This is a genomic window from Acinetobacter sp. 10FS3-1 (assembly GCF_013343215.1).
Classification (GTDB): Bacteria; Pseudomonadota; Gammaproteobacteria; order Pseudomonadales; family Moraxellaceae; genus Acinetobacter; species Acinetobacter lwoffii_C.
This window is the reverse complement of the sequence record NZ_CP039143.1, coordinates 1,887,262-1,911,031: the sequence shown is the minus strand read 5'-3', so window position 1 is coordinate 1,911,031 and position 23,770 is coordinate 1,887,262. Positions and strand designations below refer to the sequence as shown.

Annotated in this window: 17 protein-coding genes, 1 tRNA gene, 1 pseudogene and 1 CRISPR repeat array; of the genes and pseudogenes, 12 read left to right on the top strand and 7 right to left on the bottom strand. The window is 40.0% G+C overall.

The genetic code is table 11. The annotated features are described in order from the left end of the window. The 4 genes from csy1 to cas6f are packed head-to-tail and all read left to right on the top strand — an operon-like array spanning nt 1 to nt 3,796. Complete coding sequence (gene csy1 / locus E5Y90_RS09030) at nt 1–1,251, top strand: type I-F CRISPR-associated protein Csy1 (RefSeq protein ID WP_174660030.1); 1,251 nt, start codon at nt 1–3, stop codon at nt 1,249–1,251. After that, nucleotides 1,251–2,135, top strand: coding sequence for a type I-F CRISPR-associated protein Csy2 (gene csy2 / locus E5Y90_RS09025; protein ID WP_174660029.1), 885 nt, complete (start codon nt 1,251–1,253; stop codon nt 2,133–2,135). Before csy1 ends, csy2 begins: the two co-directional genes overlap by 1 nt. A 27-nt stretch (nt 2,136–2,162) precedes the next feature. Continuing rightward, nucleotides 2,163–3,176 (top strand): type I-F CRISPR-associated protein Csy3, encoded by a 1,014-nt coding sequence (gene csy3 / locus E5Y90_RS09020; RefSeq protein ID WP_174660028.1) that lies wholly within the window; start codon nt 2,163–2,165, stop codon nt 3,174–3,176. Between the two features lie 2 nt (nt 3,177–3,178). After that, on the top strand, nt 3,179–3,796 hold the full coding sequence (cas6f, locus tag E5Y90_RS09015; protein WP_174660027.1) for a type I-F CRISPR-associated endoribonuclease Cas6/Csy4: 618 nt from the start codon (nt 3,179–3,181) through the stop codon (nt 3,794–3,796). Nucleotides 3,797–3,927: 131 nt separating this feature from the next. Beyond that, a CRISPR array of direct repeats spans nt 3,928–11,998; the repeat unit is 28 nt; unit sequence GTTCACTGCCATATAGGCAGCTTAGAAA. A gap of 84 nt (nt 11,999–12,082) precedes the next feature. Here the strand turns inward: cas6f and E5Y90_RS09010 are convergent. The 3 genes from E5Y90_RS09010 to ychF all read right to left on the bottom strand — a co-directional run bounded on the left by E5Y90_RS09010 (nt 12,083) and on the right by ychF (nt 14,795). Then, entirely contained in the window at nt 12,083–12,781 is a 699-nt protein-coding gene (locus E5Y90_RS09010) for a pirin family protein (RefSeq protein WP_174660026.1), read from the bottom strand. Nucleotides 12,782–12,902: 121 nt separating this feature from the next. Then, nucleotides 12,903–13,481, bottom strand: coding sequence for a superoxide dismutase (locus E5Y90_RS09005; protein ID WP_174660025.1), 579 nt, complete (start codon nt 13,479–13,481; stop codon nt 12,903–12,905). A gap of 222 nt (nt 13,482–13,703) precedes the next feature. Continuing rightward, entirely contained in the window at nt 13,704–14,795 is a 1,092-nt protein-coding gene (gene ychF, locus E5Y90_RS09000; protein WP_174660024.1) for a redox-regulated ATPase YchF, read from the bottom strand. Nucleotides 14,796–15,090: 295 nt separating this feature from the next. On the opposite strand from ychF, the gene E5Y90_RS08995 reads away from it, so the two are divergent. Then, on the top strand, nt 15,091–15,855 hold the full coding sequence (locus E5Y90_RS08995) for a glutathione S-transferase family protein (RefSeq protein ID WP_174660023.1): 765 nt from the start codon (nt 15,091–15,093) through the stop codon (nt 15,853–15,855). Nucleotides 15,856–16,053: 198 nt separating this feature from the next. Beyond that, on the top strand, nt 16,054–16,524 hold the full coding sequence (locus E5Y90_RS08990) for an Lrp/AsnC family transcriptional regulator (RefSeq protein WP_174660022.1): 471 nt from the start codon (nt 16,054–16,056) through the stop codon (nt 16,522–16,524). Nucleotides 16,525–16,595: 71 nt separating this feature from the next. Here E5Y90_RS08990 and E5Y90_RS08985 read toward each other — a convergent pair whose 3' ends face one another. Beyond that, nucleotides 16,596–17,345, bottom strand: coding sequence for a YebC/PmpR family DNA-binding transcriptional regulator (locus tag E5Y90_RS08985; RefSeq protein ID WP_151206047.1), 750 nt, complete (start codon nt 17,343–17,345; stop codon nt 16,596–16,598). 234 nt (nt 17,346–17,579) lie between these two features. Further along, nucleotides 17,580–18,134: a 1-acyl-sn-glycerol-3-phosphate acyltransferase gene (locus tag E5Y90_RS08980; protein WP_174660021.1), complete on the bottom strand. Its 555-nt coding sequence runs from the start codon at nt 18,132–18,134 to the stop codon at nt 17,580–17,582. A 714-nt stretch (nt 18,135–18,848) separates the two neighbouring features. On the opposite strand from E5Y90_RS08980, the gene E5Y90_RS08975 reads away from it, so the two are divergent. After that, nucleotides 18,849–18,925 (top strand) — tRNA-Ile (locus tag E5Y90_RS08975). A gap of 348 nt (nt 18,926–19,273) precedes the next feature. Here E5Y90_RS08975 and E5Y90_RS08970 read toward each other — a convergent pair. Both E5Y90_RS08970 and E5Y90_RS08965 read right to left on the bottom strand, forming a co-directional pair. After that, a pseudogene (locus E5Y90_RS08970) lies at nt 19,274–19,436 on the bottom strand (IS66 family transposase); the annotation flags it as partial. Between the two features lie 595 nt (nt 19,437–20,031). Beyond that, nucleotides 20,032–20,919 (bottom strand): hypothetical protein, encoded by an 888-nt coding sequence (locus tag E5Y90_RS08965; RefSeq protein WP_016167544.1) that lies wholly within the window; start codon nt 20,917–20,919, stop codon nt 20,032–20,034. Nucleotides 20,920–21,028: 109 nt separating this feature from the next. On the opposite strand from E5Y90_RS08965, the gene E5Y90_RS08960 reads away from it, so the two are divergent. The 5 genes from E5Y90_RS08960 to tnpB all read left to right on the top strand — a co-directional run bounded on the left by E5Y90_RS08960 (nt 21,029) and on the right by tnpB (nt 23,735). After that, nucleotides 21,029–21,241, top strand: a complete 213-nt coding sequence (locus tag E5Y90_RS08960) for a helix-turn-helix domain-containing protein (protein WP_171526933.1) — start codon at nt 21,029–21,031, stop codon at nt 21,239–21,241. A gap of 217 nt (nt 21,242–21,458) precedes the next feature. Further along, nucleotides 21,459–21,974 (top strand): hypothetical protein, encoded by a 516-nt coding sequence (locus E5Y90_RS08955; RefSeq protein WP_174660020.1) that lies wholly within the window; start codon nt 21,459–21,461, stop codon nt 21,972–21,974. A gap of 25 nt (nt 21,975–21,999) precedes the next feature. Next, a complete protein-coding gene (locus E5Y90_RS08950) occupies nt 22,000–22,998 on the top strand; it encodes a hypothetical protein (protein WP_174660019.1) in 999 nt (332 codons plus the stop codon). Nucleotides 22,999–23,019: 21 nt separating this feature from the next. After that, nucleotides 23,020–23,403: a transposase gene (locus E5Y90_RS08945; RefSeq protein WP_001055589.1), complete on the top strand. Its 384-nt coding sequence runs from the start codon at nt 23,020–23,022 to the stop codon at nt 23,401–23,403. Continuing rightward, on the top strand, nt 23,400–23,735 hold the full coding sequence (tnpB, locus tag E5Y90_RS08940) for an IS66 family insertion sequence element accessory protein TnpB (RefSeq protein WP_004733288.1): 336 nt from the start codon (nt 23,400–23,402) through the stop codon (nt 23,733–23,735). Before E5Y90_RS08945 ends, tnpB begins: the two co-directional genes overlap by 4 nt. Nucleotides 23,736–23,770 lie beyond the last annotated feature (35 nt).

The following is a 23,770-nucleotide window of genomic DNA, read 5'->3' as shown; positions in this document are numbered from 1 at the left end:
ATGACGACAAATATTGATGCCTTTTTAAATGAGCGCAAAGAGCTCTGGTTAAAAGACCGTGTAAAGAAAGCAGAGAATGAAGCAGTAATCGCTGAATTACAGCAACAGGCACATGATAAATTCAGTTTGCAGGAATGGTTGCCTGATGCTGCCAAACGAGTGGCACAACTTTCTATGGTCAGCCATCCAAGTAAATTCAGCCATCCAAGTGCGAAGACTTCAAGTGTCATTGCTCAGGCGAAATACAAAGCAGATGGTTATTGGCGTAGCGGGAATGTGGATTATCCATTAGATGTATTTGGCAATGCTGCTGCAATGGATGTATTTAAATTCTTATCACTTAATTTAACTGAACAGCATACGGTTCTAGATGGTTTTGAGCAGAAAGATGTGCAACTCAGGAAAAAGCTTGAACAAGCTTCTTTGGACTTCGAGACCTTACGACAAGCTTTTTTAGTCATTAAAAATGGTGATCATTCTAATAAAACTGATCATTTGATTAAGCAAGTTTATTTTCCAATAAAAGATGCTGACTATCATCTGCTATCAGTATTAACACCATCAGGTTTGATTACGAAACTGAAGCAAGCGATTGATGCAATGCGCTTTTCTGAAGCTACAAAAAATGCAAAAGAAAACAGGAAAAAGAATGAGCATGATGAACAAGGTTATGCCGATATTTATGAGCTTACGGTGACGGCATATGGTGGTACGCAACCGCAAAACGTGAGTGTATTAAATAGTCAAAATGCGGGAAGAGCTTATTTACTGCCAAGTTATCCGCCTGTTTTGGAAAAAAGAACTGTGAGATTGCCTAAAACTGATTTTTTTGCACAGAGCTTATATCGGAGAAATTTTCAAGAAGGCTTTATTCAATTACATCAATTCATGCAGCTTGATTTGAATAATATCGATATTCGTACCGCAATTAGAAACATTATTCAGTACGCCATTGATCAAGTTCTTTTACAGGCATTCAAGATACGTGAATCTTATGATGCGGGCTGGTCAAGTCAGGATTACTACACAAGCTTACCGAAATTACAGCGTATCTGGCTAGATAACATCTATGCAGAACAGCGTCAGGAAGAGGGTGAGTGGCGAAAAAAGGTAAGTGAAGAAATTGCGCGCTGGATTTTACGCAGTTATGAAAAAGTCATTAATGATGCCTATAAATTAGGTACAGGTGAGCTGGTAGAGGTAAAGCAACGTGTTGAAAAAGCATTAAATAAAGTGCAGGAGTTTTTCTAATGCGCCAATTTTTGTTGATTCCGCATCTTAAAATTCATAATGCCAATGCAATGAGTAGTCCTTATACCATCGGATTTCCTGCGATGACGGCATGGCTGGGAGCAGTTCATGCGCTTCAGCGTAAATTAAAAGTAAAAAATCATGATGTTGAGTTAACTAAACTCGCAATTAGCTGTCATGAGTTTAATTTACAAACTTATAAAGGGTATGGGGACTTTGTTCATTCGATTATTGGTACTGCAAATCCCTTAGATAAAGATGGTAGCCGTCCTGCATTTATTGAAGAAGCACGCTGTCATTTAGAAGTCTCTCTTTTGATTGAATGTGAAAATATTGATCCTGATGAAAAAGATGAGTTTTTGAATTTGGTCAATCAGCTTGTGATCAGTATGAAGTTTGCAAGTGGAGATGTTCTGGCTGTCAAAAAATGTGAAATTCTAAATTTTGATGATGAAGCTTCTATAGATAAAGAACTGCGTCCAATTTTGAATAAATTAATGCTTGGACATGTGCTGATCGAACGCCGTGATCTTGTCATTGAAAGCATGAATGAAGGGAAAGATGCCTTAGATGCAGTATTGGATTATCTAAAAGTGACCCATAGTTCAACTATCGATGATCATGACAAAGTGACTTGGACTTCAAAGCGAAAAGCACAGGGCTGGCTCGTACCCATTGCAGTCGGTTTTCAGGGTATTTCTGAATTGGGGCAAGCAAAAAATCAACGAGATGCCAATACACCACATCGTTTTGCTGAAAGTGTCATCACGCTTGGGGAATTTAAAATGCCTTACCGTATAGAAAGTATTGATCAACTATTATGGCAATATCATGTTGATCTTGAAAATAATTTATATCTTTGCCAAAGCTTTACAACAAACTAACTGGGTATTAAAAAGGGGATCAAACTCATGGCTAAAAATGAAAAAGCAGTAGCGAGTGTACTGGCATTTGAAAAAAAACTTGTGCCATCTGATGGATATTTTTATGGAACAACTTGGGAAAATCGTACAGAACAAACAGCTTTAAAACTAATTGAAAAATCTGTACGCGGTACAATTTCAAATCGTTTAAAACCTGCAGTGGCAGGTGACCCAATGAAATTAAATGCAGAAGTTGAAAAAGCAAACTTACAAACCGTAGATGCATGTGCATTGGGTGAAAATCAGGATGCGTTGAAAGTTGCTTTTACTTTGAAGGTTTTAGGTGGAATTGAAAATCCATCGGCATGTAATAACGAAGCTTTTTTGAATTCTTATCAGACAGTTGCCAAAAACTATATTGAAAAATATGGCTTTACTGAACTTGCAAAGCGCTATGCTTTAAATATTGCCAATGCACGTTTTTTATGGCGTAACCGTGTTGGCGCTGAAAAAGTCGAAGTAGTGGTCCAGGTGAATAATCAGGATGCAATCACTTTTAATGCGCTTGAGTACTCATTGCATGATTTTGAACATGTCGATGCGAAAGTACAAGTACTTGCTGATCAAATTGCGCAAGCACTTAAAGGTGAATTGCCGTATTTATTAATCAAAATAGAAGCTTACGCTCTGGTTGGAAAAGCACAGGAGGTTTATCCAAGTGAAGAGCTAGTCTTGGATAAAGGGAAGGGTACAAAAAGTAAAATTCTTTACCATGTCAATGATGTTGCTGCCATGCATTCTCAAAAAGTCGGGAACGCTTTGCGAACCATTGATACTTGGTATCCTGACTTTGATGAGAAGAAAACTGCTATTGCAATTGAGCCTTATGGTGCAGTGACAAATTTAGGTAAAGCTTATCGTACTCCAAAAGATAAAAAAGATTTCTTCACGCTATTTGATAAATATGCGTTGGGTGAAACTTTGGAAAATACTGACCAAGAACACTATGTCATGGCAGTTTTAGTGCGTGGTGGTGTATTTGGGCAAAGTGGAAAGGATTGATCATGAAATATTTTCAGGAAATCACACTGATTGATCAGGCTGAGATTTCTCCTTATTTTATTTGGTCAAAGCTATTTACACAGCTGCATATTGCTCTGGCTGGAAATAAAAATATTGATAATAAGGTCAATATAGGAGTGGCTTTTCCAAAGTATGTTTTTGAAGAAAAGATTGGAAGTCAAAAAGCTAAAGCTCATTTAGGTGATAAATTACGTGTTTTTGCTCAATCAGAAGCTGATTTGGAAAGGTTAGATATAAAGAAATGGCTAGACCGTTTAACTGATTATTTGCATATTACTTCGATTCGCGAAGTACCTGAAACTAAAGTGAGGGGCTATGCAATATATAGTCGTAAACAGGTTAAAACCAATGCTGAACGCTTGGCACGTCATGAGGCAAATAAGGGACGTTATAGTTATGAAAATGCTTTAGCACATTATCAAAAATTTATCACAACTACGGATTTACCTTATATTCAAATGCTCAGCCTAAGCACTTCTAATGAACAGGATAAGAAGCGTTTTAAATTATTTATTGAAAAGCGACCTGCTGAAAAATCTGAAACTCAGGTTTTTAGTACTTATGGTTTAAGTTCGGTGTCATCTGTACCCGAATTTTAACCCAATATTTTTTCACTCTTTAACAGTTTAATAAAATCAATAAGTTATAGCGGTAGGTTGAAACTTGGGTCTTTTGTGGATTTAAAGGGTTAACTTACTGTTATAACTTTATTTTTTGCTGTAAAATTACTGTTCACTGCCATATAGGCAGCTTAGAAAGGTAACAGATTCATCCACCATATTTTCATAACGTTCACTGCCATATAGGCAGCTTAGAAACTTTGGTGAACGGTTGAGAGAGTTTCGGCAATGTTCACTGCCATATAGGCAGCTTAGAAATCCTAAACGACCTTTACTAATCTGACGCTCGAGTTCACTGCCATATAGGCAGCTTAGAAAAAAAAGAAATGGCAGTAAAAAGAGAGGCATTGGTTCACTGCCATATAGGCAGCTTAGAAATCCCACTCCTGAACCTGAAAATACTCATCAAAGTTCACTGCCATATAGGCAGCTTAGAAAAATCTAAAATCTTGCTCATAAATAGCACCTTTGTTCACTGCCATATAGGCAGCTTAGAAAAGATTCAAAATCAGAAGCAAAAACTTATTGAGGTTCACTGCCATATAGGCAGCTTAGAAATTTTTGGTGTTTCTTTTGGGTAATGTACTTTCGTTCACTGCCATATAGGCAGCTTAGAAATTGCAAGGTAAGGGCGGAGTCGGAAAATCATTGTTCACTGCCATATAGGCAGCTTAGAAATGTTTCTTTTTGATTTTGGCTTGCAGCAGTCAGTTCACTGCCATATAGGCAGCTTAGAAAAGCAGCAGCACAAATTTTGATTACTTTCAAAAGTTCACTGCCATATAGGCAGCTTAGAAAATGCTGAAAAGAATTGTCTTGTAGCTGGAAATGTTCACTGCCATATAGGCAGCTTAGAAAGTTCGAGGGGCAAAAATAATTTGACAAGCCATGTTCACTGCCATATAGGCAGCTTAGAAATTGCGCGGTGTGCAACTAGAAGCCGCAAAAGAGTTCACTGCCATATAGGCAGCTTAGAAATCGAAGTTCAGCGACAATCTGCGCTGTCGTGTGTTCACTGCCATATAGGCAGCTTAGAAACACTGGAATGCGAACGGCTACAAACATTCCCTGTTCACTGCCATATAGGCAGCTTAGAAATTACCAATACCTCCACCAGATTGAATAGTCGCGTTCACTGCCATATAGGCAGCTTAGAAAAAGCAAACAAGCTAAAAGGAAATGAAAATGAAGTTCACTGCCATATAGGCAGCTTAGAAATAGAGCATCAGAGATATGATCCAGTCCAGACTGTTCACTGCCATATAGGCAGCTTAGAAACGTGACACATCGGGAGCTTGTGACAATATGCCGTTCACTGCCATATAGGCAGCTTAGAAAGCTCTTAATAATGGCCATAGTATGCAAGCACCGTTCACTGCCATATAGGCAGCTTAGAAATATACAATCGCAAGCACAGGCAAAAAATCATTGTTCACTGCCATATAGGCAGCTTAGAAAAACAGAAGCAGCCACAAAGGGCATGAACAAGAGTTCACTGCCATATAGGCAGCTTAGAAACATACCAATCAGCAAATGTTCGCCGGATTGTATGTTCACTGCCATATAGGCAGCTTAGAAATTGACGAATCACATAAACCGCTGCTGCCATTTGTTCACTGCCATATAGGCAGCTTAGAAATTATTGTGGTTTGCCCATACCATGGTAAATTCGTTCACTGCCATATAGGCAGCTTAGAAAGATGGCGTAGTGACCGAGAAAAGCGTTAAAGCGTTCACTGCCATATAGGCAGCTTAGAAAATTAACGCAAATCCTGAGCGCTTAACACCGTTGTTCACTGCCATATAGGCAGCTTAGAAAATGTCGCCAAGCTTTGTCATGTCTTCATAGCGGTTCACTGCCATATAGGCAGCTTAGAAAATTTGTACCAATTGAGAACATGCCACGGGGGAGTTCACTGCCATATAGGCAGCTTAGAAATGATGCTGAGCCGATTAATAGGCAGTTGCATGTTCACTGCCATATAGGCAGCTTAGAAATTTATGGACAATACCAGCGGGATCGTATTTGCGTTCACTGCCATATAGGCAGCTTAGAAATAGAAAGTATTCATGGAAAAAATAGCAACCAAGTTCACTGCCATATAGGCAGCTTAGAAAGTCGTGGGCCATACCTGCAATGGTTTGACCGGGTTCACTGCCATATAGGCAGCTTAGAAATGATGCTGAGCCGATTAATAGGCAGTTGCATGGTTCACTGCCATATAGGCAGCTTAGAAATTCCGCTAAGGTTACGTTTATTAATTCAACAGGTTCACTGCCATATAGGCAGCTTAGAAAATAAGCTTTGCGTAATACTCCTGACAGTGCGGGTTCACTGCCATATAGGCAGCTTAGAAATCTCGACTCTCGGAGGCATATGCCAATCACTCGTTCACTGCCATATAGGCAGCTTAGAAAACAAAGCCCAGGCGGTGCCGGAAGGGTTTGTTGTTCACTGCCATATAGGCAGCTTAGAAATGAAAATGCACACCGATTTCGGATAGGTGTAAGTTCACTGCCATATAGGCAGCTTAGAAATATAGGATGCTTTATCTGTAATTAATTGTAAAGTTCACTGCCATATAGGCAGCTTAGAAATCTGAGGGTTTGAATACCAATGGTGACTACCCGTTCACTGCCATATAGGCAGCTTAGAAATGACAGAGATTGGGTAATCAGCTCAAGTTGTGGTTCACTGCCATATAGGCAGCTTAGAAATTTGTGAGTTCCAGTGGAGTAGGGAATAACCAGTTCACTGCCATATAGGCAGCTTAGAAAAGTGCTTGCTGCATTGAGGCATGAGGTTGAATTGTTCACTGCCATATAGGCAGCTTAGAAATGACAGTGCGGAATCTTGTCTTTGATCTTCTGGTTCACTGCCATATAGGCAGCTTAGAAAGTATTCAGAAGTGAAAGCGACTGCAAAATCAAGTTCACTGCCATATAGGCAGCTTAGAAATCAATCAGAAAATGCACACAGTGATATTTCTCGTTCACTGCCATATAGGCAGCTTAGAAAGGGTAAACCGCGAACGCATTAAAGGCCGTGTTGTTCACTGCCATATAGGCAGCTTAGAAAAAGACGGACGGCCTTGGCGGAGCTAACCGGAAGTTCACTGCCATATAGGCAGCTTAGAAAGACTAGATCGCACCATGTTCAATGCCGTATTTGTTCACTGCCATATAGGCAGCTTAGAAATAAAGAAAAGTAGACGGAAAACAGACCTTACAGTTCACTGCCATATAGGCAGCTTAGAAAAGAATACTTACGCTCAGTACGAACATCGGTTTGTTCACTGCCATATAGGCAGCTTAGAAAAACCCAAATGCTATTACTGAAATGAAGGTGACGTTCACTGCCATATAGGCAGCTTAGAAAGTCTACAGCTTAGGACGCTTTGCATTCCCTATGTTCACTGCCATATAGGCAGCTTAGAAATAATACCTAGACAAGCGCAATCATGCGAAAAAGTTCACTGCCATATAGGCAGCTTAGAAATTTGGAACGCATGGTCTAGCTTGGGTTCAACTGTTCACTGCCATATAGGCAGCTTAGAAATGTCCGTTTCTGTGTTTTTTTCAGGTGGCGTTGTTCACTGCCATATAGGCAGCTTAGAAAGTATGCCACGATTTCAGGGCTAAATACATCACGTTCACTGCCATATAGGCAGCTTAGAAAGCAACGGCGCTGTATAAATCATCAAACGTGGAGTTCACTGCCATATAGGCAGCTTAGAAACAAACACCCAGGTCATCGAATGCCGATTTACGGTTCACTGCCATATAGGCAGCTTAGAAAAAGAGAAATTACAAGCGCGTGAAGCTGAACTTGTTCACTGCCATATAGGCAGCTTAGAAACGAAGCCTTTACGGTGTCAGCCGTTGCGCTTGGTTCACTGCCATATAGGCAGCTTAGAAATATATCGAGCATACAGAGAGAAATAGACATGCGTTCACTGCCATATAGGCAGCTTAGAAAGTTAGCAGACCATGCCATAGTAAACGAGCCTGGTTCACTGCCATATAGGCAGCTTAGAAATGCTAGCAAACTCCGCACACCCGTTACAATTGGTTCACTGCCATATAGGCAGCTTAGAAATCAGAGCCGAACTCGCCCAACACGACACATTAGTTCACTGCCATATAGGCAGCTTAGAAATGCAGTTTGAAGCCTTTCTTCGCTACTGTGAAGTTCACTGCCATATAGGCAGCTTAGAAAGTTCAGAATGACACTGTTGATGCAATTTGTTGGTTCACTGCCATATAGGCAGCTTAGAAAAGAGCGCAAGGGAATGGCGCGCTATATTTAGCGTTCACTGCCATATAGGCAGCTTAGAAAATGACGTTTTCCGTGATAATACAAAGCGCGAGGTTCACTGCCATATAGGCAGCTTAGAAACCTGCATTGATAATAAATTCAGTCATCTTTCTGTTCACTGCCATATAGGCAGCTTAGAAAAGCCAATACATTGGTATTGTCAGACGCATCATGTTCACTGCCATATAGGCAGCTTAGAAAAGCTGGGGTCGCTTTCAATTGATGGGTGAAAAGTTCACTGCCATATAGGCAGCTTAGAAATTACTATCCGTACTATCAACGACTTTATTAGGGTTCACTGCCATATAGGCAGCTTAGAAAAAACCAATCATGATACGGTCCAAAGCAATTGCGTTCACTGCCATATAGGCAGCTTAGAAAGAAAGCCGAAGTATTTTAAACATGTACTGTTTGTTCACTGCCATATAGGCAGCTTAGAAAAATGACGTTTGCTGTTTGTGCTGCTTCATCTTGTTCACTGCCATATAGGCAGCTTAGAAAACACCAGATGAGCGTCCATAGTTACGCCAACAGTTCACTGCCATATAGGCAGCTTAGAAAACGTATCGTGAAATGTGGTCGTCTGGTCAAATGTTCACTGCCATATAGGCAGCTTAGAAATTTCTGTTCACGTAGGCGTTTACGTCTTGGGGGTTCACTGCCATATAGGCAGCTTAGAAAAATCACTGCACCAAACAGTGCATCACCATTCAGTTCACTGCCATATAGGCAGCTTAGAAATCACCTTCCGTCAGCGTATTACAGACAGCTATGTTCACTGCCATATAGGCAGCTTAGAAAATGAGATAGCCAAGGCGTGTCCATTCACGTTGGTTCACTGCCATATAGGCAGCTTAGAAATTGTTGTTTTGGGGGGGGCTTCAACAGACCCCGTTCACTGCCATATAGGCAGCTTAGAAAATTCATTTTTTTTGCTTATCGGGAGATAAAATGTTCACTGCCATATAGGCAGCTTAGAAAATAATTTCGGGCTAGATGAAAAAAGAGTTTTAGTTCACTGCCATATAGGCAGCTTAGAAAATCTGGCGCGTTCTTGCGGATTTCTTCTAGGCGTTCACTGCCATATAGGCAGCTTAGAAAAAAAACCTAATTCATTTGGTCGCCCAAGACGGGTTCACTGCCATATAGGCAGCTTAGAAAGTCAATGTGTGGATATAGCAGGCTAGTGGCTAGTTCACTGCCATATAGGCAGCTTAGAAAACGAAGCGAATTGGAACCGCTACCAAGCATATGTTCACTGCCATATAGGCAGCTTAGAAATCCAAAGGCGGTCTTTTAGCTTTGCAATGTGTGTTCACTGCCATATAGGCAGCTTAGAAAATGTTAGGGAAACGCTTGATACATTCATGCTTGTTCACTGCCATATAGGCAGCTTAGAAAAATATAAAAAATCCAATACAGGGCTTAAAGCCGTTCACTGCCATATAGGCAGCTTAGAAAACTCAGCAAAAAGAAAGTGCTTTGCTTATGCCGTTCACTGCCATATAGGCAGCTTAGAAAATCGTCCTGAGAAGATATCACCAGCAAAGCCAGTTCACTGCCATATAGGCAGCTTAGAAAGTCAGAGCGCCCGTACTATGACGAAACAGGCTGTTCACTGCCATATAGGCAGCTTAGAAACGCGATAATACCACCACCAACTTTATCAATTAGTTCACTGCCATATAGGCAGCTTAGAAAGCTATGAATCCTGCCGAGCCACTAAGCAGCCGGTTCACTGCCATATAGGCAGCTTAGAAATGCACCGTTGCCAGTCAGTTCGGTCGCGCTATGTTCACTGCCATATAGGCAGCTTAGAAACAACTATTGAGTTGTCTAAATCGATCTCATAAGTTCACTGCCATATAGGCAGCTTAGAAAGAACGAAATGAGTTCGATTAATTGAACCACTTGTTCACTGCCATATAGGCAGCTTAGAAACAAGGCTGAACGAAAAAAAGCCAAGCTTAAACGTTCACTGCCATATAGGCAGCTTAGAAATTTGGATTGGTGGCCGTAGGTTTTAATCATCTGTTCACTGCCATATAGGCAGCTTAGAAAATGTACGAAGCCCACCTTATGCGCAAAGTTGTTGTTCACTGCCATATAGGCAGCTTAGAAATGACGACATACGAGCGTTGTGCAGCTCGTCATGTTCACTGCCATATAGGCAGCTTAGAAATTGAAAATCAAAAATAATCCAAGTAAATGCAAGTTCACTGCCATATAGGCAGCTTAGAAAACTCTGAAACGATACCGCAGCGATGCAGCTCAGTTCACTGCCATATAGGCAGCTTAGAAAAGAATCGGTGATGATTGTTTTCTTAGCTCTTAGTTCACTGCCATATAGGCAGCTTAGAAAAAGCCAAAGAAGTACTGCAAGTGATGGTTGACGTTCACTGCCATATAGGCAGCTTAGAAATAACATCGATGCCACATTCATTGACCGGTACGGTTCACTGCCATATAGGCAGCTTAGAAAACCCGAAGGTGGTTTACTTAGGTGGCCCTGGAAGTTCACTGCCATATAGGCAGCTTAGAAAATATTGATACCGAGCGTCTTAGCGTTGTCGCTGTTCACTGCCATATAGGCAGCTTAGAAAACCTGAACTGATACTTGTATTCACAAGAACATGTTCACTGCCATATAGGCAGCTTAGAAATTTTTCAAGGCTGCACAGCTCATTCAATCTCAGTTCACTGCCATATAGGCAGCTTAGAAATCCTGAATTGATGCAGTGTTTTGGCCTACGGTGTTCACTGCCATATAGGCAGCTTAGAAATCGCACCAGTGGCCAGTACGTTGCTTGGGCTTGTTCACTGCCATATAGGCAGCTTAGAAATTTACCCCATGTCGGCCAAGTTTTTAGGGATGGTTCACTGCCATATAGGCAGCTTAGAAAGTTGGCAAATTTAAGCGTGAACTCGTGATAGAGTTCACTGCCATATAGGCAGCTTAGAAATGATAGATGCCTGCAATAGCTCGGAAGTTAAAGTTCACTGCCATATAGGCAGCTTAGAAATCTATTTTTAGATATAGATTGGCCTTTAACCGGTTCACTGCCATATAGGCAGCTTAGAAATGTAGTAAAAGACAACCGCTATGAGCATGCTGGTTCACTGCCATATAGGCAGCTTAGAAAGAACGGGTCAGTTCGTTGATATATAACTTCGTGTTCACTGCCATATAGGCAGCTTAGAAAAAAGCAAAGTAGAGGGGGTTTTATTTATGCTAGTTCACTGCCATATAGGCAGCTTAGAAAATCGTTCAGCCAGAATTAGCGGGTGAGCTGTCGTTCACTGCCATATAGGCAGCTTAGAAAAACCACAACATCATTCCAATCACTGATACCTTGTTCACTGCCATATAGGCAGCTTAGAAATCAGCATCCACACGGATTTGCTTCATCTCATCGTTCACTGCCATATAGGCAGCTTAGAAAGATAGATGAATCTATATTCGAACTGAGCTTGAGTTCACTGCCATATAGGCAGCTTAGAAATTGACGCTGATCCATTCCGGCACCGCCTGGGCGTTCACTGCCATATAGGCAGCTTAGAAATGCATGTGGCGCAACAATTCTTCAGCGCGTTCGTTCACTGCCATATAGGCAGCTTAGAAAATTGCGAATAATTCCGAAAAGTTGCGAATATGGTTCACTGCCATATAGGCAGCTTAGAAATGATTGTTGTGCTGTGCATCGTGATTGTCTGCGTTCACTGCCATATAGGCAGCTTAGAAAAAACGTGGGTCAAAGTAGTTATTGCGAACAATGTTCACTGCCATATAGGCAGCTTAGAAATAAAGCTACTCGAACAGAACAACCAGCTAATAGTTCACTGCCATATAGGCAGTTTAAATCTTAATACCTACACCTGATTACCATTTTTAAAAATGGTGACTGATCACCTGAATCACTCACCATATGCTTTGAGCCGAGTAGGGGCTAGTTGTTGGCTTCTGGCAAATCAAACCAGATCACTTGAGCATCCTCCAGCGCCTTAATCTGACTTGCTTCAATGAAAGCAATTGCACCACCAGCCGCTACAGTATGTTCTGCAATCTGGACTGAACCGGAAATCACATGTACATAATTCACCTGCTGTGTTGCTTCAACCTCCAGACTTTGCCCTTTGTGAATCACTGCAGTTTTGACTTCAGTATTCTGGCGGATATGCATAGGCGCATTGTCATTTGGTCCACAAATCAAATGCCATTGGTTGGGCTGCTCGTGCGGATCACATCTAATTTGTTGATAGCTGGGTTCGGCATTCCGCTCATTAGGCACAATCCAGATCTGCAATAAATGCACCTGCTCATCACCCTGGTTCATCTCACTATGACGTACACCTGTGCCGGCACTCATCAGCTGCCATTCACCAGCAGAAATTCCGCCATGATTGCCCATACTGTCTTTGTGGGTAATGGTACCTTTTAAAACACAGGTCAAAATTTCCATATTGTCATGTGGATGCTGACCAAAACCCTGATGAGCATTAATCAGGTCATCATTGATAACACGTAATACACTAACGCCCATATATTTCGGATTATACCAGGTACCAAAGGAGAAGCTGTGTTTAGACTCCAGCCAATCCATTTTCACATGACCACGGTTTTCACTCGGATGTAAAAAAGCCTTCATGATATTTATCCTTAGCTTGATTATTCAATATACCGCTATTGTAGTGTTGTTAACTGTGCTGGAGATATATCATTTAAGCGACAGATCGTTTGGTTTTTAAAACAATGATCCGGGAAGATATTCAAACAAAATTACCCACACGCCGCAAAGCAGCAATATATTCAGGACGGCGGTTTTGGTATTTCAAGTAATAAGCATGTTCCCAGACATCCAGCCCAAGAATAGGGATATTGCCATGCATCAGTGGAGAATCCTGATTTGCACTGCTTTCAATAATGATTGTTTTATCCGGTGCGACACTTAGCCATGCCCAGCCACTGCCGAAACGTGTCAGTGCAGCTTTGGTCAAAGCCTCTTTAAAGGTTTCAAAACCGTCCAATTCTGTATCAATAGCTTGTACAACTTCCCCTTGGGGATGACCACCGCCTTCAGGACTCATGATGCTCCAAAACAAAGAGTGGTTGGCATGACCGCCCGCATTATTAATGACATTGTTTTTTAAATGTTCTGGTACTTGATTGAATTTTGTTACCAGTGTTTCAACCGATAAATCTTCCCATTCTGTACCTGCAATACCCGCGTTAATATTGTTGATATAAGTCTGATGATGCTGGTTGTGATGGATCTCCATAGTTTTGGCATCAAGATGAGGTTCAAGTGCATCATAAGCATAGGGCAGTGGCGGAAGTACATAGCTCATTTTATTGTTCCTCAGTGTCACCGGATTGCGGATTGGACTAAGAAATAAAATACGCCTGAATCCCATAAAATACAATGAGAATTATTATCGTTAGTGTTGCGGTGCGTTAAGTCCTTGTTCAGATGCTAACCTGCTGTGCAAGATATTTTCTTCACACCATAAAAAAACCCCTCGAAAGGGGTTTTAATTAAAAACAATGAAAAACTTAAGCTTAAAAATCAATTACACGTTAAAACGGAAATGTAGAACATCACCATCCTGAACAATATAGGTTTTACCTTCCAGACGCCATTTACCCGCTTCTTTGGCACCTGCTTCGCCGTTGTACTGTACGAAATCATCATAAGCAATACATTCAGCACGGATGAAACCTTTTTCAAAGTCTGTATGGATCACACCTGCGGCCTGAGGAGCAGTTGCACCTACTTTTACAGTCCAGGCACGAACTTCCTGTACGCCTGCCGTGAAATAAGTCTGCAAGCCAAGCAAAGCATAACCTGCGCGAATAACCACGTTTAATCCAGGTTCTTTCATACCCAGTGCTTCAAGGAATTCATTGCGGTCTTCATCTTCAAGCAGTGAGATTTCAGCTTCAATCTGGTTGCACAAAGGCACTACAATTGCATTTTCCGTACTTGCCAGTTCACGTACTGCATCCAGATGCGGGTTGTTTTCAAAACCATCCTCAGCCACGTTGGCAATATACATGGTAGGTTTTAATGTCAATAAACCAAAACCACGAACCAGTTTGCGTTCATCATCATCCAGATCGGCAGCACGGGCAGGCTTGCCTTCATCTAGCAAAGGCAGGATTTTCTCAAGTACGGTTTTGGTCGCAACGGCTTCTTTATCGCCGCCTTTTGCAGACTTGGCCAGACGGGTGACAGCTTTGGTCACTGTTTCCAGGTCAGCTAGGGCCAGTTCGGTATTAATGGTCGCAATATCATCTAAAGGATCAATTTTACCATTCACATGAATGACATTTTCATCTTCGAAACAGCGAACTACATGTGCAATTGCATCCGTTTCACGGATATTGGCCAGGAACTGGTTACCCAGACCTTCACCTTTCGATGCGCCTGCCACCAGACCTGCGATGTCCACAAATTCCATCGTGGTTGGAATAACGCGTTGTGGTTTTACAATTTCAGCAAGCTTGTCTAAACGCATGTCCGGTACAGGCACGATACCTGTATTGGGCTCAATGGTACAGAATGGGAAGTTCTCTGCAGCAATAGCAGCTTTAGTTAATGCATTGAAAAGTGTAGATTTACCAACGTTCGGCAGGCCTACAATACCACAATTAAAACCCATGAAATAACTCACAAAGCGTTATATAAAAATTGCCTGTGATTTTACATGAAAGCCGCACCAAAGTCAGGTGATGTGTATTAGCTTTATTGCAATCGGACCATTTTTGATAGAGTCTGGATAAATCGAAAAAACCGGAGGAAAATAAGCAGATGCTGGCCTGACAAGAGCGGCTTGACCCTCATGATGTTAATTTTAAATAAAAATCACATTGTTTTTAAACAGGCGAATGTCTAAAGTAGCTGGAATAACCATTAGACGAAAATAGTCCTCATCTTGGCATATATACGGAGCATGCATGCGAACTCTATACCAGTTTCCTTTATCTCACTTTTGTGAAAAAGCGCGCTGGATGTTGGACCATAAAGAGCTGGACTATGTTGCACAGAACCTGATTCCCGGGGTACATCGGGCATTTGCCCGACTGAAGACCGGACAAAACCGCCTGCCGATTCTGCGTGATCAGGACCGGTGGATTGCCGATTCCACCCAGATTGCACTATATCTAGATGATGCCTATCCGGAACATGGCCTGCTGTACCCAGAAGGCCCATGGCGCCAGCAAAGTTTAAATATTAATGAAATGACCTTGGAGCTAGGGCGGCATGTCAGACGCTGGATGTTGGCTCAGGCTTTGGCATATGATGATGAATCCATGGATATTTTAATTGGTGAGCAGGGTTATTTACGTCAGTTTGAAAAATACTCCCGGCCTCTTTTAAAAGCGGTGGTGGCCAGAGGCTATGCGCTGAATGAAGAAACAGTGGCGGAGTCCAGACAGCAGATTGATGTTGCGGTACAGCGGCTCAATGCCTTGCTGGTGCAAGCGGGTGGACAATATTTTGTGGGTTCACGTTTGGGGCTGGCGGATATTGCCGTGTGTTCGATGCTGGCCCCTTTATTGGCCATTCCCGGTACGCCCTGGGAAAAAGAAAACTTTGAAAATCTGTCCGAAGAATACCGTGAATATCAGCAGTATCTGGAAGACTTACCCCTTGGACAATATATCTGCCGGATCTACCGAACTGAACGTGGTGCGCGGGTCGACTGGCGTGGAGTATAGCGTGAGCTATACTCTCTGTATCTTAAATGACAGCAAAGTTTTAAGATTTAAATCGTAAGATATAAAAAATCTTGAAAGCTGCTGGCTATTCCGAAAATATTTTCAAAATAAGCAAATTTTGTGAAAATTACCGAAATGTTGGGTAGGATTTTTTAAAGTTAATCCTGCATTTCTAAAGAGATAGATAAGAGTATAAATATGGAGCTGGATCGTTTCGATAAACATATTCTGGAAATTTTAACCCATGAAGACATTAACCTGAATGAGCTGTCGGAGCGGGTAAATTTGTCAGTTAGTTCCGTACACCGCCGCATCAAGCATCTGATTGATCAGAATGTTATGAGTGGTTTGAAGCGGGAGATTAATTATCAAAAGCTTGGCTTTAGCCTGCATGTACTGTTGCAGGTTTCTTTAAGCAAACATGATACTGATACTTTTGCCAAATTTCTGGAAGAGCTGGAAGATATTCCTGAGGTCATTCATGCTTTTCTCGTGACGGGACAATCAGCCGATTTTATTGTAGAAGTGGTTGCGCGTGATATGGAAAACTACAGTGAAATCCTGTTAAATAAAATTGGCAAGATCGAGCATGTGGTGGCTCTGCATTCCAGTTTTGTGATCAAGGAATACAATGTCTTTAATTGTAGTGGGCTATTAAACAAAATTTAAAATCCCCAATTATTTTTAACAAGTTTCAATAAAAAACGCACCTGAAGGTGCGTTTTTTATTCTAAAGCGCATTAGGGATCTAGCTGCGCTAATACTTCATCAGAGAACTCTACGTTGGTATACACGTTTTGAACATCATCCAGATCTTCAAGCATATCAATCATTTTCATGATTTTTTTCGCTTGTTCAATGTCTGTGATTTCAGCCTTGGTTGAAGGACTCATCACCACTTCGGCATTGTCAGACTTTAAGCCGGCAGCGGATAAAGCATCCTGTACCGTACCAAAGGCTTCTGGCGTGGTGATGACCAGAATCTGATCTTCATCCACTTCAATATCATCTGCACCTGCTTCAAGTGCAACTTCCATAATCTGGTCTTCTAAAGACACATCCTCAAAAGAAATTTCGCCACGTTTGGTGAACAGGAACGCAACCGAGCCATTTGTACCGAGATTACCGTCTGTTTTAGAAAAACAGTGGCGGACATCCGGAACGGTACGGTTCAGGTTGTCAGTCATGGTTTCTACAATTACGGCAACGCCGCCTACGCCATAACCTTCATAAGTGACTTCTTTTAGATCGTCATTATCTTCACCGCCTGCACCGCGCTGAATTGCACGGTTGATGACATCACGTGTCATATTCACAGATAATGCCTTTTCCACTACAGCACGTAGACGAGGGTTGCTGCCGACATCTGGACCGCCGAGTTTAGCAGCAGTTGTCAATTCACGAATATATTTGGTAAACAACTTACCACGACTAGCATCTTGTTTTGCTTTGCGATGCTTAATATTGGCCCACTTGGAATGACCCGCCATGCGAAATATGCTCCTTGTAGATCGGCTGTATGCCTATCGAATTGGGCAGATTCTACCATAAGGTATTTTTTTGAAAATAGAGGCTAGATTTGAGATTTCAGCATAATGTCAAAAAAATCCTTAAAAAGGAAAACTATAGCAACAGAAACGAAAAATAAGGCAGAAAATAATACAAATAGAGAGGCAAACTCAGCAAGGGAAACAAGGCGTTGCTCATGAGCTCTGCCTCAGTATTTATTCTGGAATAATAATCTCTAGCCCTACATGATCTTTATAAAGCTGCTTGATTAAAGCTAGATCATGAGACAGTTCAGTCGGATAGATTTTTCCAAAAATACCACCTTGTTTGGTTTTTGAGTTGGCATACATCAAGACAATGGGAACATTGGCTGCTTTGGCAATATGCCAGAAACCTGTGCGGATCGGTTTGCGTACTTCAGCACTTTTGGCACGAGTTGCTTCTGGCGCAATGACCAGATTAAATTTTTCATGCTGCTGGAAATGGTCCACCATCAAGCTCACAATATCTTTATTCGCTTGACGATCAACAGGGATACCCCCTATGGCTTTTAAAAGTGGTTTCAATGGTCCTTTAAATAACTCTTTTTTGATTAGCGTATGAATCTTCAGGTCATAAATCTGAAATAGTGCCAGTGAAAGTACAGCGTCTAGCATTGAAGTATGTTCAAAGCCAACGATGACCTGTTTGTCTTCCAATACATTCGGTTCCACATGGTATTGCCAACCGGCAAGTTTAAATGCAGATTCACCAAGAAATTTGTTCAGCATAAGAGAAAGTCAAAGTATATCTATGAAATAGTGAGTGCTAATTTCTGCCTGTTTTGGTGTGCAGTCAATAGAAAAGTGGAGTTAATACGCAAATAAAATGCAGAGGTATGGAAAAGGCAGGGGTCGCCAAAAGCGAATCTTACTTAGACGTAGATGTAATAAATATAATTGATTAAATATAAAATAAATATGAGTTGATATAAAAAATATATTAAAAAGGTCTTTTAGGGGCTATTCAGAAAGCGTGAATCTTATTAGACTTTTGTCGTAGGTTCAAAAGTTGAGCTTTGAGTTTTATTCAAACAAATTGCCCCTAGGAGACTGGAAAAAATGACGTATATTACTGCTGTTCTATTTGCATCTGTCATTTTTGCACTCGTTATTGTATGGTCTTTGATTGAATTTTATACGGAATCTAAGAGAATTAAGCAATTTGATTAATTTTAAAACTTTCATATTTCAATCATGTGAAGTGTTAAAACTCCTATAAATAAAAGTTTTTTATCATTAATCCTTTAGTTATATGTTTTGAGTAATATTTAAAAACGATAAGTAATCATTTCATTTCAATAATTTTCATCCATTAGAGAAATTTGCTGATTTGAATTGTTGCGTTAATGTGCAAGCGGTATGAAAAAGGCTTGTATTTTAAAATAATCTCCGCTAGTATTCACTGCGCCTGAACTTGTTGATATATAACAAATTCAGCCTATAGGGCCTATAGCTCAGTTGGTTAGAGCAGCGGACTCATAATCCGTTGGTCGACAGTTCAAGTCTGTCTGGGCCCACCATATAAAACAACCACTTACGTGTACTAATCGTAAGTGGTTTTTTTGTTTTTAGATTCTGGTAAGCAAATGGTAAGCAGCTTAAATCAACATTATTCTTAATTGGTTTTGTTGGATAAAGACTTTAAAGATAGAATTTCCTATAGTTACTCAAATTCAAGTGACGACTTGGGTATGGGGCGATCTAATTCTGGCATGGCTTAATCATAATTTAAGTCAATACTTTGAGATATGAAGTATATGATCGAATTTTAGATCAGTTTATTACAAGTTTCGTAAGCGTGGGCTGAACCCCACACCTATTTTTTAATTTTGGTCGGGTTGCCACCGGTGTGGCAGTAATTCTTCTATTTAGGTCACTTTATGTGTCGGTAACATAGGCATACAGATCCAAGCCATTCAGCTTTGCTGACTGGATTTAAGTCTTGATATTCGCCGCTCGTTGACCACTGCGCAGCGAGCCAACAAACAGCCAGTTCTTACTTCCCAAGGCCTAAGGGCGCATTTGGTTGTCGGGTAGTCAGACGCAGTTGCCTACGTCAACCCCCTAAGAACCGTGCATGCGAGTTTCCCAGCACACGGCTCAAGCCTCTTCTAAGGCGCCATTCGGCACCCGGTTATACCTCGTTGACATTGGCAAACTGAACACTCCTCGGACAATACAGATAGATGGTAAATCTCAAGATGAGCGACCGCATCCATCCTACCATGACTTAGCTTCACAATATGACGGCTGTGCCATGGTGTATCTTTGGTGACTGGTTTAAGACAGGCGCAGCAGGGATGACTTTGTTTTAGCCACACTCTATACAGCTTGGCTCGCCCCTTTGGGGATCTGGTGATAGAATTTACCAAGGCAGTAAATGGGTTTTTTACACGGTAAAAATTGGCTGGCAGTGCCGCATTAAGAAATACATTTAAGAGAGCAATGTTGAATTAGCCGGGACAATTTCAGCTGGGATCTCACCTGCTTCAGGTGACGATGTTCAAGGTATTATTGCCAATACAGCATTTGGTGCAGGGGCAGGCAGCATGAGCACATGGAAAAAGGTTTACAAACGATAAAAGGGCAGGCTGCCATACCTGGGTGTTAATTGTGGGTGTCCGCTTTAGTTGGAATACAATATGATGTGGGAAGGAAAAAATTTATTAAGGTTAAGGGTGATTAGATCATTTGGATCAGTAGCAATTTTCGCATGCAATATTAAAGAATCAGAATTGGAAATGTAAATTTCTTTATTTTTAAATTTTTCTGATATAACAGATTTTTTGAACAACTCATATTCGGATACATATGAGTTCATTCGAATATCACTGATCCAATTTTTAGCTCTTAGCAGGCGCCAATTTATATTTGTGACGTCAGCTATAGTCAGGCCTCGATAAGATATTTTTCTAATTTTATCGAAAATTATGTCGAATAAAAATATGTGAGATCTATGCAAATAGCTAATATTTAATAAGAGAGTTTCTAAGTTTTTTTCAAGAGCTATAGCACAATAGTTACATAATTCATAGTTATTAATAATTAATCCCCATTGATATAGAAGATATATAGAATAGATAGCATCAAGATTTTCAAAAGAAATAATTTTTTCAAGTGTTGGATAACATATGGGTTGTGGACAACCTAATCCATCGGATATTACATAGCTGCGAATATCTGAAGATAAGTTATGCATGTCATTTATAATTTTATTTGATGTAAATTTTGTGTTTTCAATATCCCAAATAGGGTGTTGAATAATACAGGTTGCACCGGGTATATTTTTCTCAGTGCTTTCTTTCCATGATTTTTGAGGTGTAGATAAACCAAATTTATATTTTTTAAATAATTTATCTTCAGGTGAATGTTTAGAATTTGAATACATGAATTTATAAAACTTGTAATCATTTGTTATGTTTAAGTGCTTTAATTTTTTAGCTTCATTGAATAAATAGTCAAACCAAGTAATTGTTTTTGCATATTCCAAAATGCCACGAGCATTGCGTCCCATTTTTCCATTCCATACTAAAGTTGGGGTAAAGTTATTTAGTAATTATACCTCTTTTCTTTACCCCTTTAAACGTGCTTTTATAGTTTTAAAGCATTTTAAAGAGAGAAATATGGCACTAAAGCATAAACATAAGCCGATTACAGATGATCGGCTTTTATTGACCACTAGAGAGACAGCTAGGCTTTTAGGGTATGCAGAACAGACTTTACGTAAGTGGGCTTTATATGAAAATGGCCCAATTAATCCTATTAGACATGGACGTACTCTTCGTTGGAGTAAGGCGGAAGTCTACAAATTTGCTGGTGTCGAAGAAGAGGCCTAGAAAAATCGAGACAGTTTTTCTTGTTATTAATGCTTATTGCATTTGATATAAAAAAGACATGCAATAACAAGAAAAGCTAGCTCATCCAGAAAAAATTTATAATTGATTTTTTAAAAATATCATTAGCTTAAATTTGATTGAGATTTAGGTCCTAAGATTTCTCATGCTCAAAAAAAGCCTTTATGAAATTTTTAGAATGATGAATTTGGAGCTAATAATGTCCAAAAAACAAGCTAAACCAAAGAAGAGTTCTAAGCTATCTTGTGTGAAACAAGACAAATTAACTGAAAGTTCGCTAAGAAAATTCTCCGACATAATCGACCAGACAATAAAGCTTACTAATGTTGAGGTAGGTGATCAAAAAAATGCAAAAGATCGACTGAAAAATTCAATGATTACTCGCGTTAAGAAAGACTATTTGAGTCTTACACAACATACGTATCTTTTATCTATTGAAGCTAAAAGTCATGAAGATTGGTTTAAGAATCAAGCTAACTATATTTTTTGGTCAGAGCTATTTACTTATCTTCAAAGTCACAAAATAAAATGTGAATATAGAATTAACTTCTATAAGGAACTTTTTGATTATTTAACTAAATTAGAAGATGAAAATTTATTTTATTTAATTAATAAGGAAATCTTGAAGAGGGATAAATATCATATTCCTAAAATAATTTATAAAACAGATTTTGTAAATTATTTTAAATTACCTAGAAATATTTTTGAAAAATAGAAAGTTGATATTGTGGAATGCTGAAATGAATAATAAATTAGATTTAGAAGTTTTTAAATCAAGGTGTGCTTGTTTAGCTGAAATTTTATCTTCATATAGAGAAGGTTTGCTTCTATTAGAATCATGTGATTTAAAAGATTTTCATAATACTTATATGACTGATGAATTTATGAGGGAATTAAAAGTTTTATGTGAAGGTATATATTCATATTTAAACATAAATAAAGCTAAAACCCAATATAAAAGTATTTTAGGGTCATCAAGTATCTGCATTTTATATAAAAATGTTAAAGATTCGGATGTTATAAATAAAGAAAAACAACTTTCGATTAACCAAAATATTTTAAAAATTTTTAATGTTGTAAATTTTTTAATTGTGTTGATGTCCAATATGGAGAACTCTCAAAATAAAATTGAAAGGCTAAACTATAATTTCTATCTAATTTTAAAAATGATGGGAAAAAGTTTTAAGGATTTTATTTTCGAAGTATTGCCGATAGTTTCTCAATATTTTAATCATCTTATTGAGTTCGATCATACAGCTAAGACCATTAAAGAGTTCAATACGTATGCAAAAGCCCAAAATGTAGATGTCACAGAATTCTGTAAGGGCCTTGATGTTAATGTTTCAGAAAATATAATCAAAGCTCTAACAAGGTATTTAGACGAGTACAGAATTGCAGTTGAGGATATCTTTTATCACAACAATGTAAGAATTAAAAAGACGGATGAGATTGAGAATATAGACGATTTGGACGTTGATCCGCAGACATATCATAATCCGCCTTTGGTCACCGAGAGCCAGTTTGATTACTCAGATGACAAAGATAACATTGATGATGAAGTCGATGAAGATAAGACTTCTAAGCAGTATGATTATAATCTAAATGAAGATACGCGTAGACTAGCACCATTTGTCTCAAATCAAAGATTGAATCGTCATATAGATAGAACTCAGCGTAAGCATCCGGCTAACACAGCCTTACCAAGCGATCCTATAAGCCTTAATTTAGTTCCCACCTAAAAACAAGTGGGGACTTAATCCATGAACATGGATATATATTCAGCAACACCTCCTGTTGCTAAAAAACGCAGAACATACAGCAAAGAATTCAAACTCAGTATTGTCAATGCCTGCAAAAATCCTAATACCTCGATCGCTTCGGTCGCACTGCAACATAGTATTAATGCCAACCTTGTCAGTCGTTGGATCAGGATCTTCAGCCATCATGAGGGTGCCGTGCAGGATCCTACTCATGTGAATCCAGCATTTATTGCTTTGCCTTACACTGCTGCAATCAGCCAACCTATTGATGAGAGGATCACGTTGTGTATCACCGTGCCTCATACGAATAATGATATTCAGCTAAAATGGCAGACATCAGAAATACCTGCCTTGGCAGAATTACTCAAGGCACTTGCAACATGATCCGCATTGATGAAATCTGGTTGTCTACTCAGCCCATGGACATGCGTGCAGGTATGGATACGACCATGGCTCAGGTGGTGAGAGCCTTTGGCTACATCAAACCGCATTGTGCTTACCTGTTCTGTAATAAACGTGGCCATCGCATGAAAGTACTGGTACATGATGGATTGGGCATCTGGCTGTGTGCCAGGCGGCTGGAACAGGGCAAATTTCACTGGGCTCAAGTTCACCAAGGTGAAAGCGTGGCCCTCAGCCCGGAACAGTTACAGGCACTGATCCAAGGTTTGCCCTGGCAGCGCATTGGACGACAGCAGGTGGTGACGATGCTTTAAACCAGGCTGTTCCATTCTGCTATTCTCCAAACGTT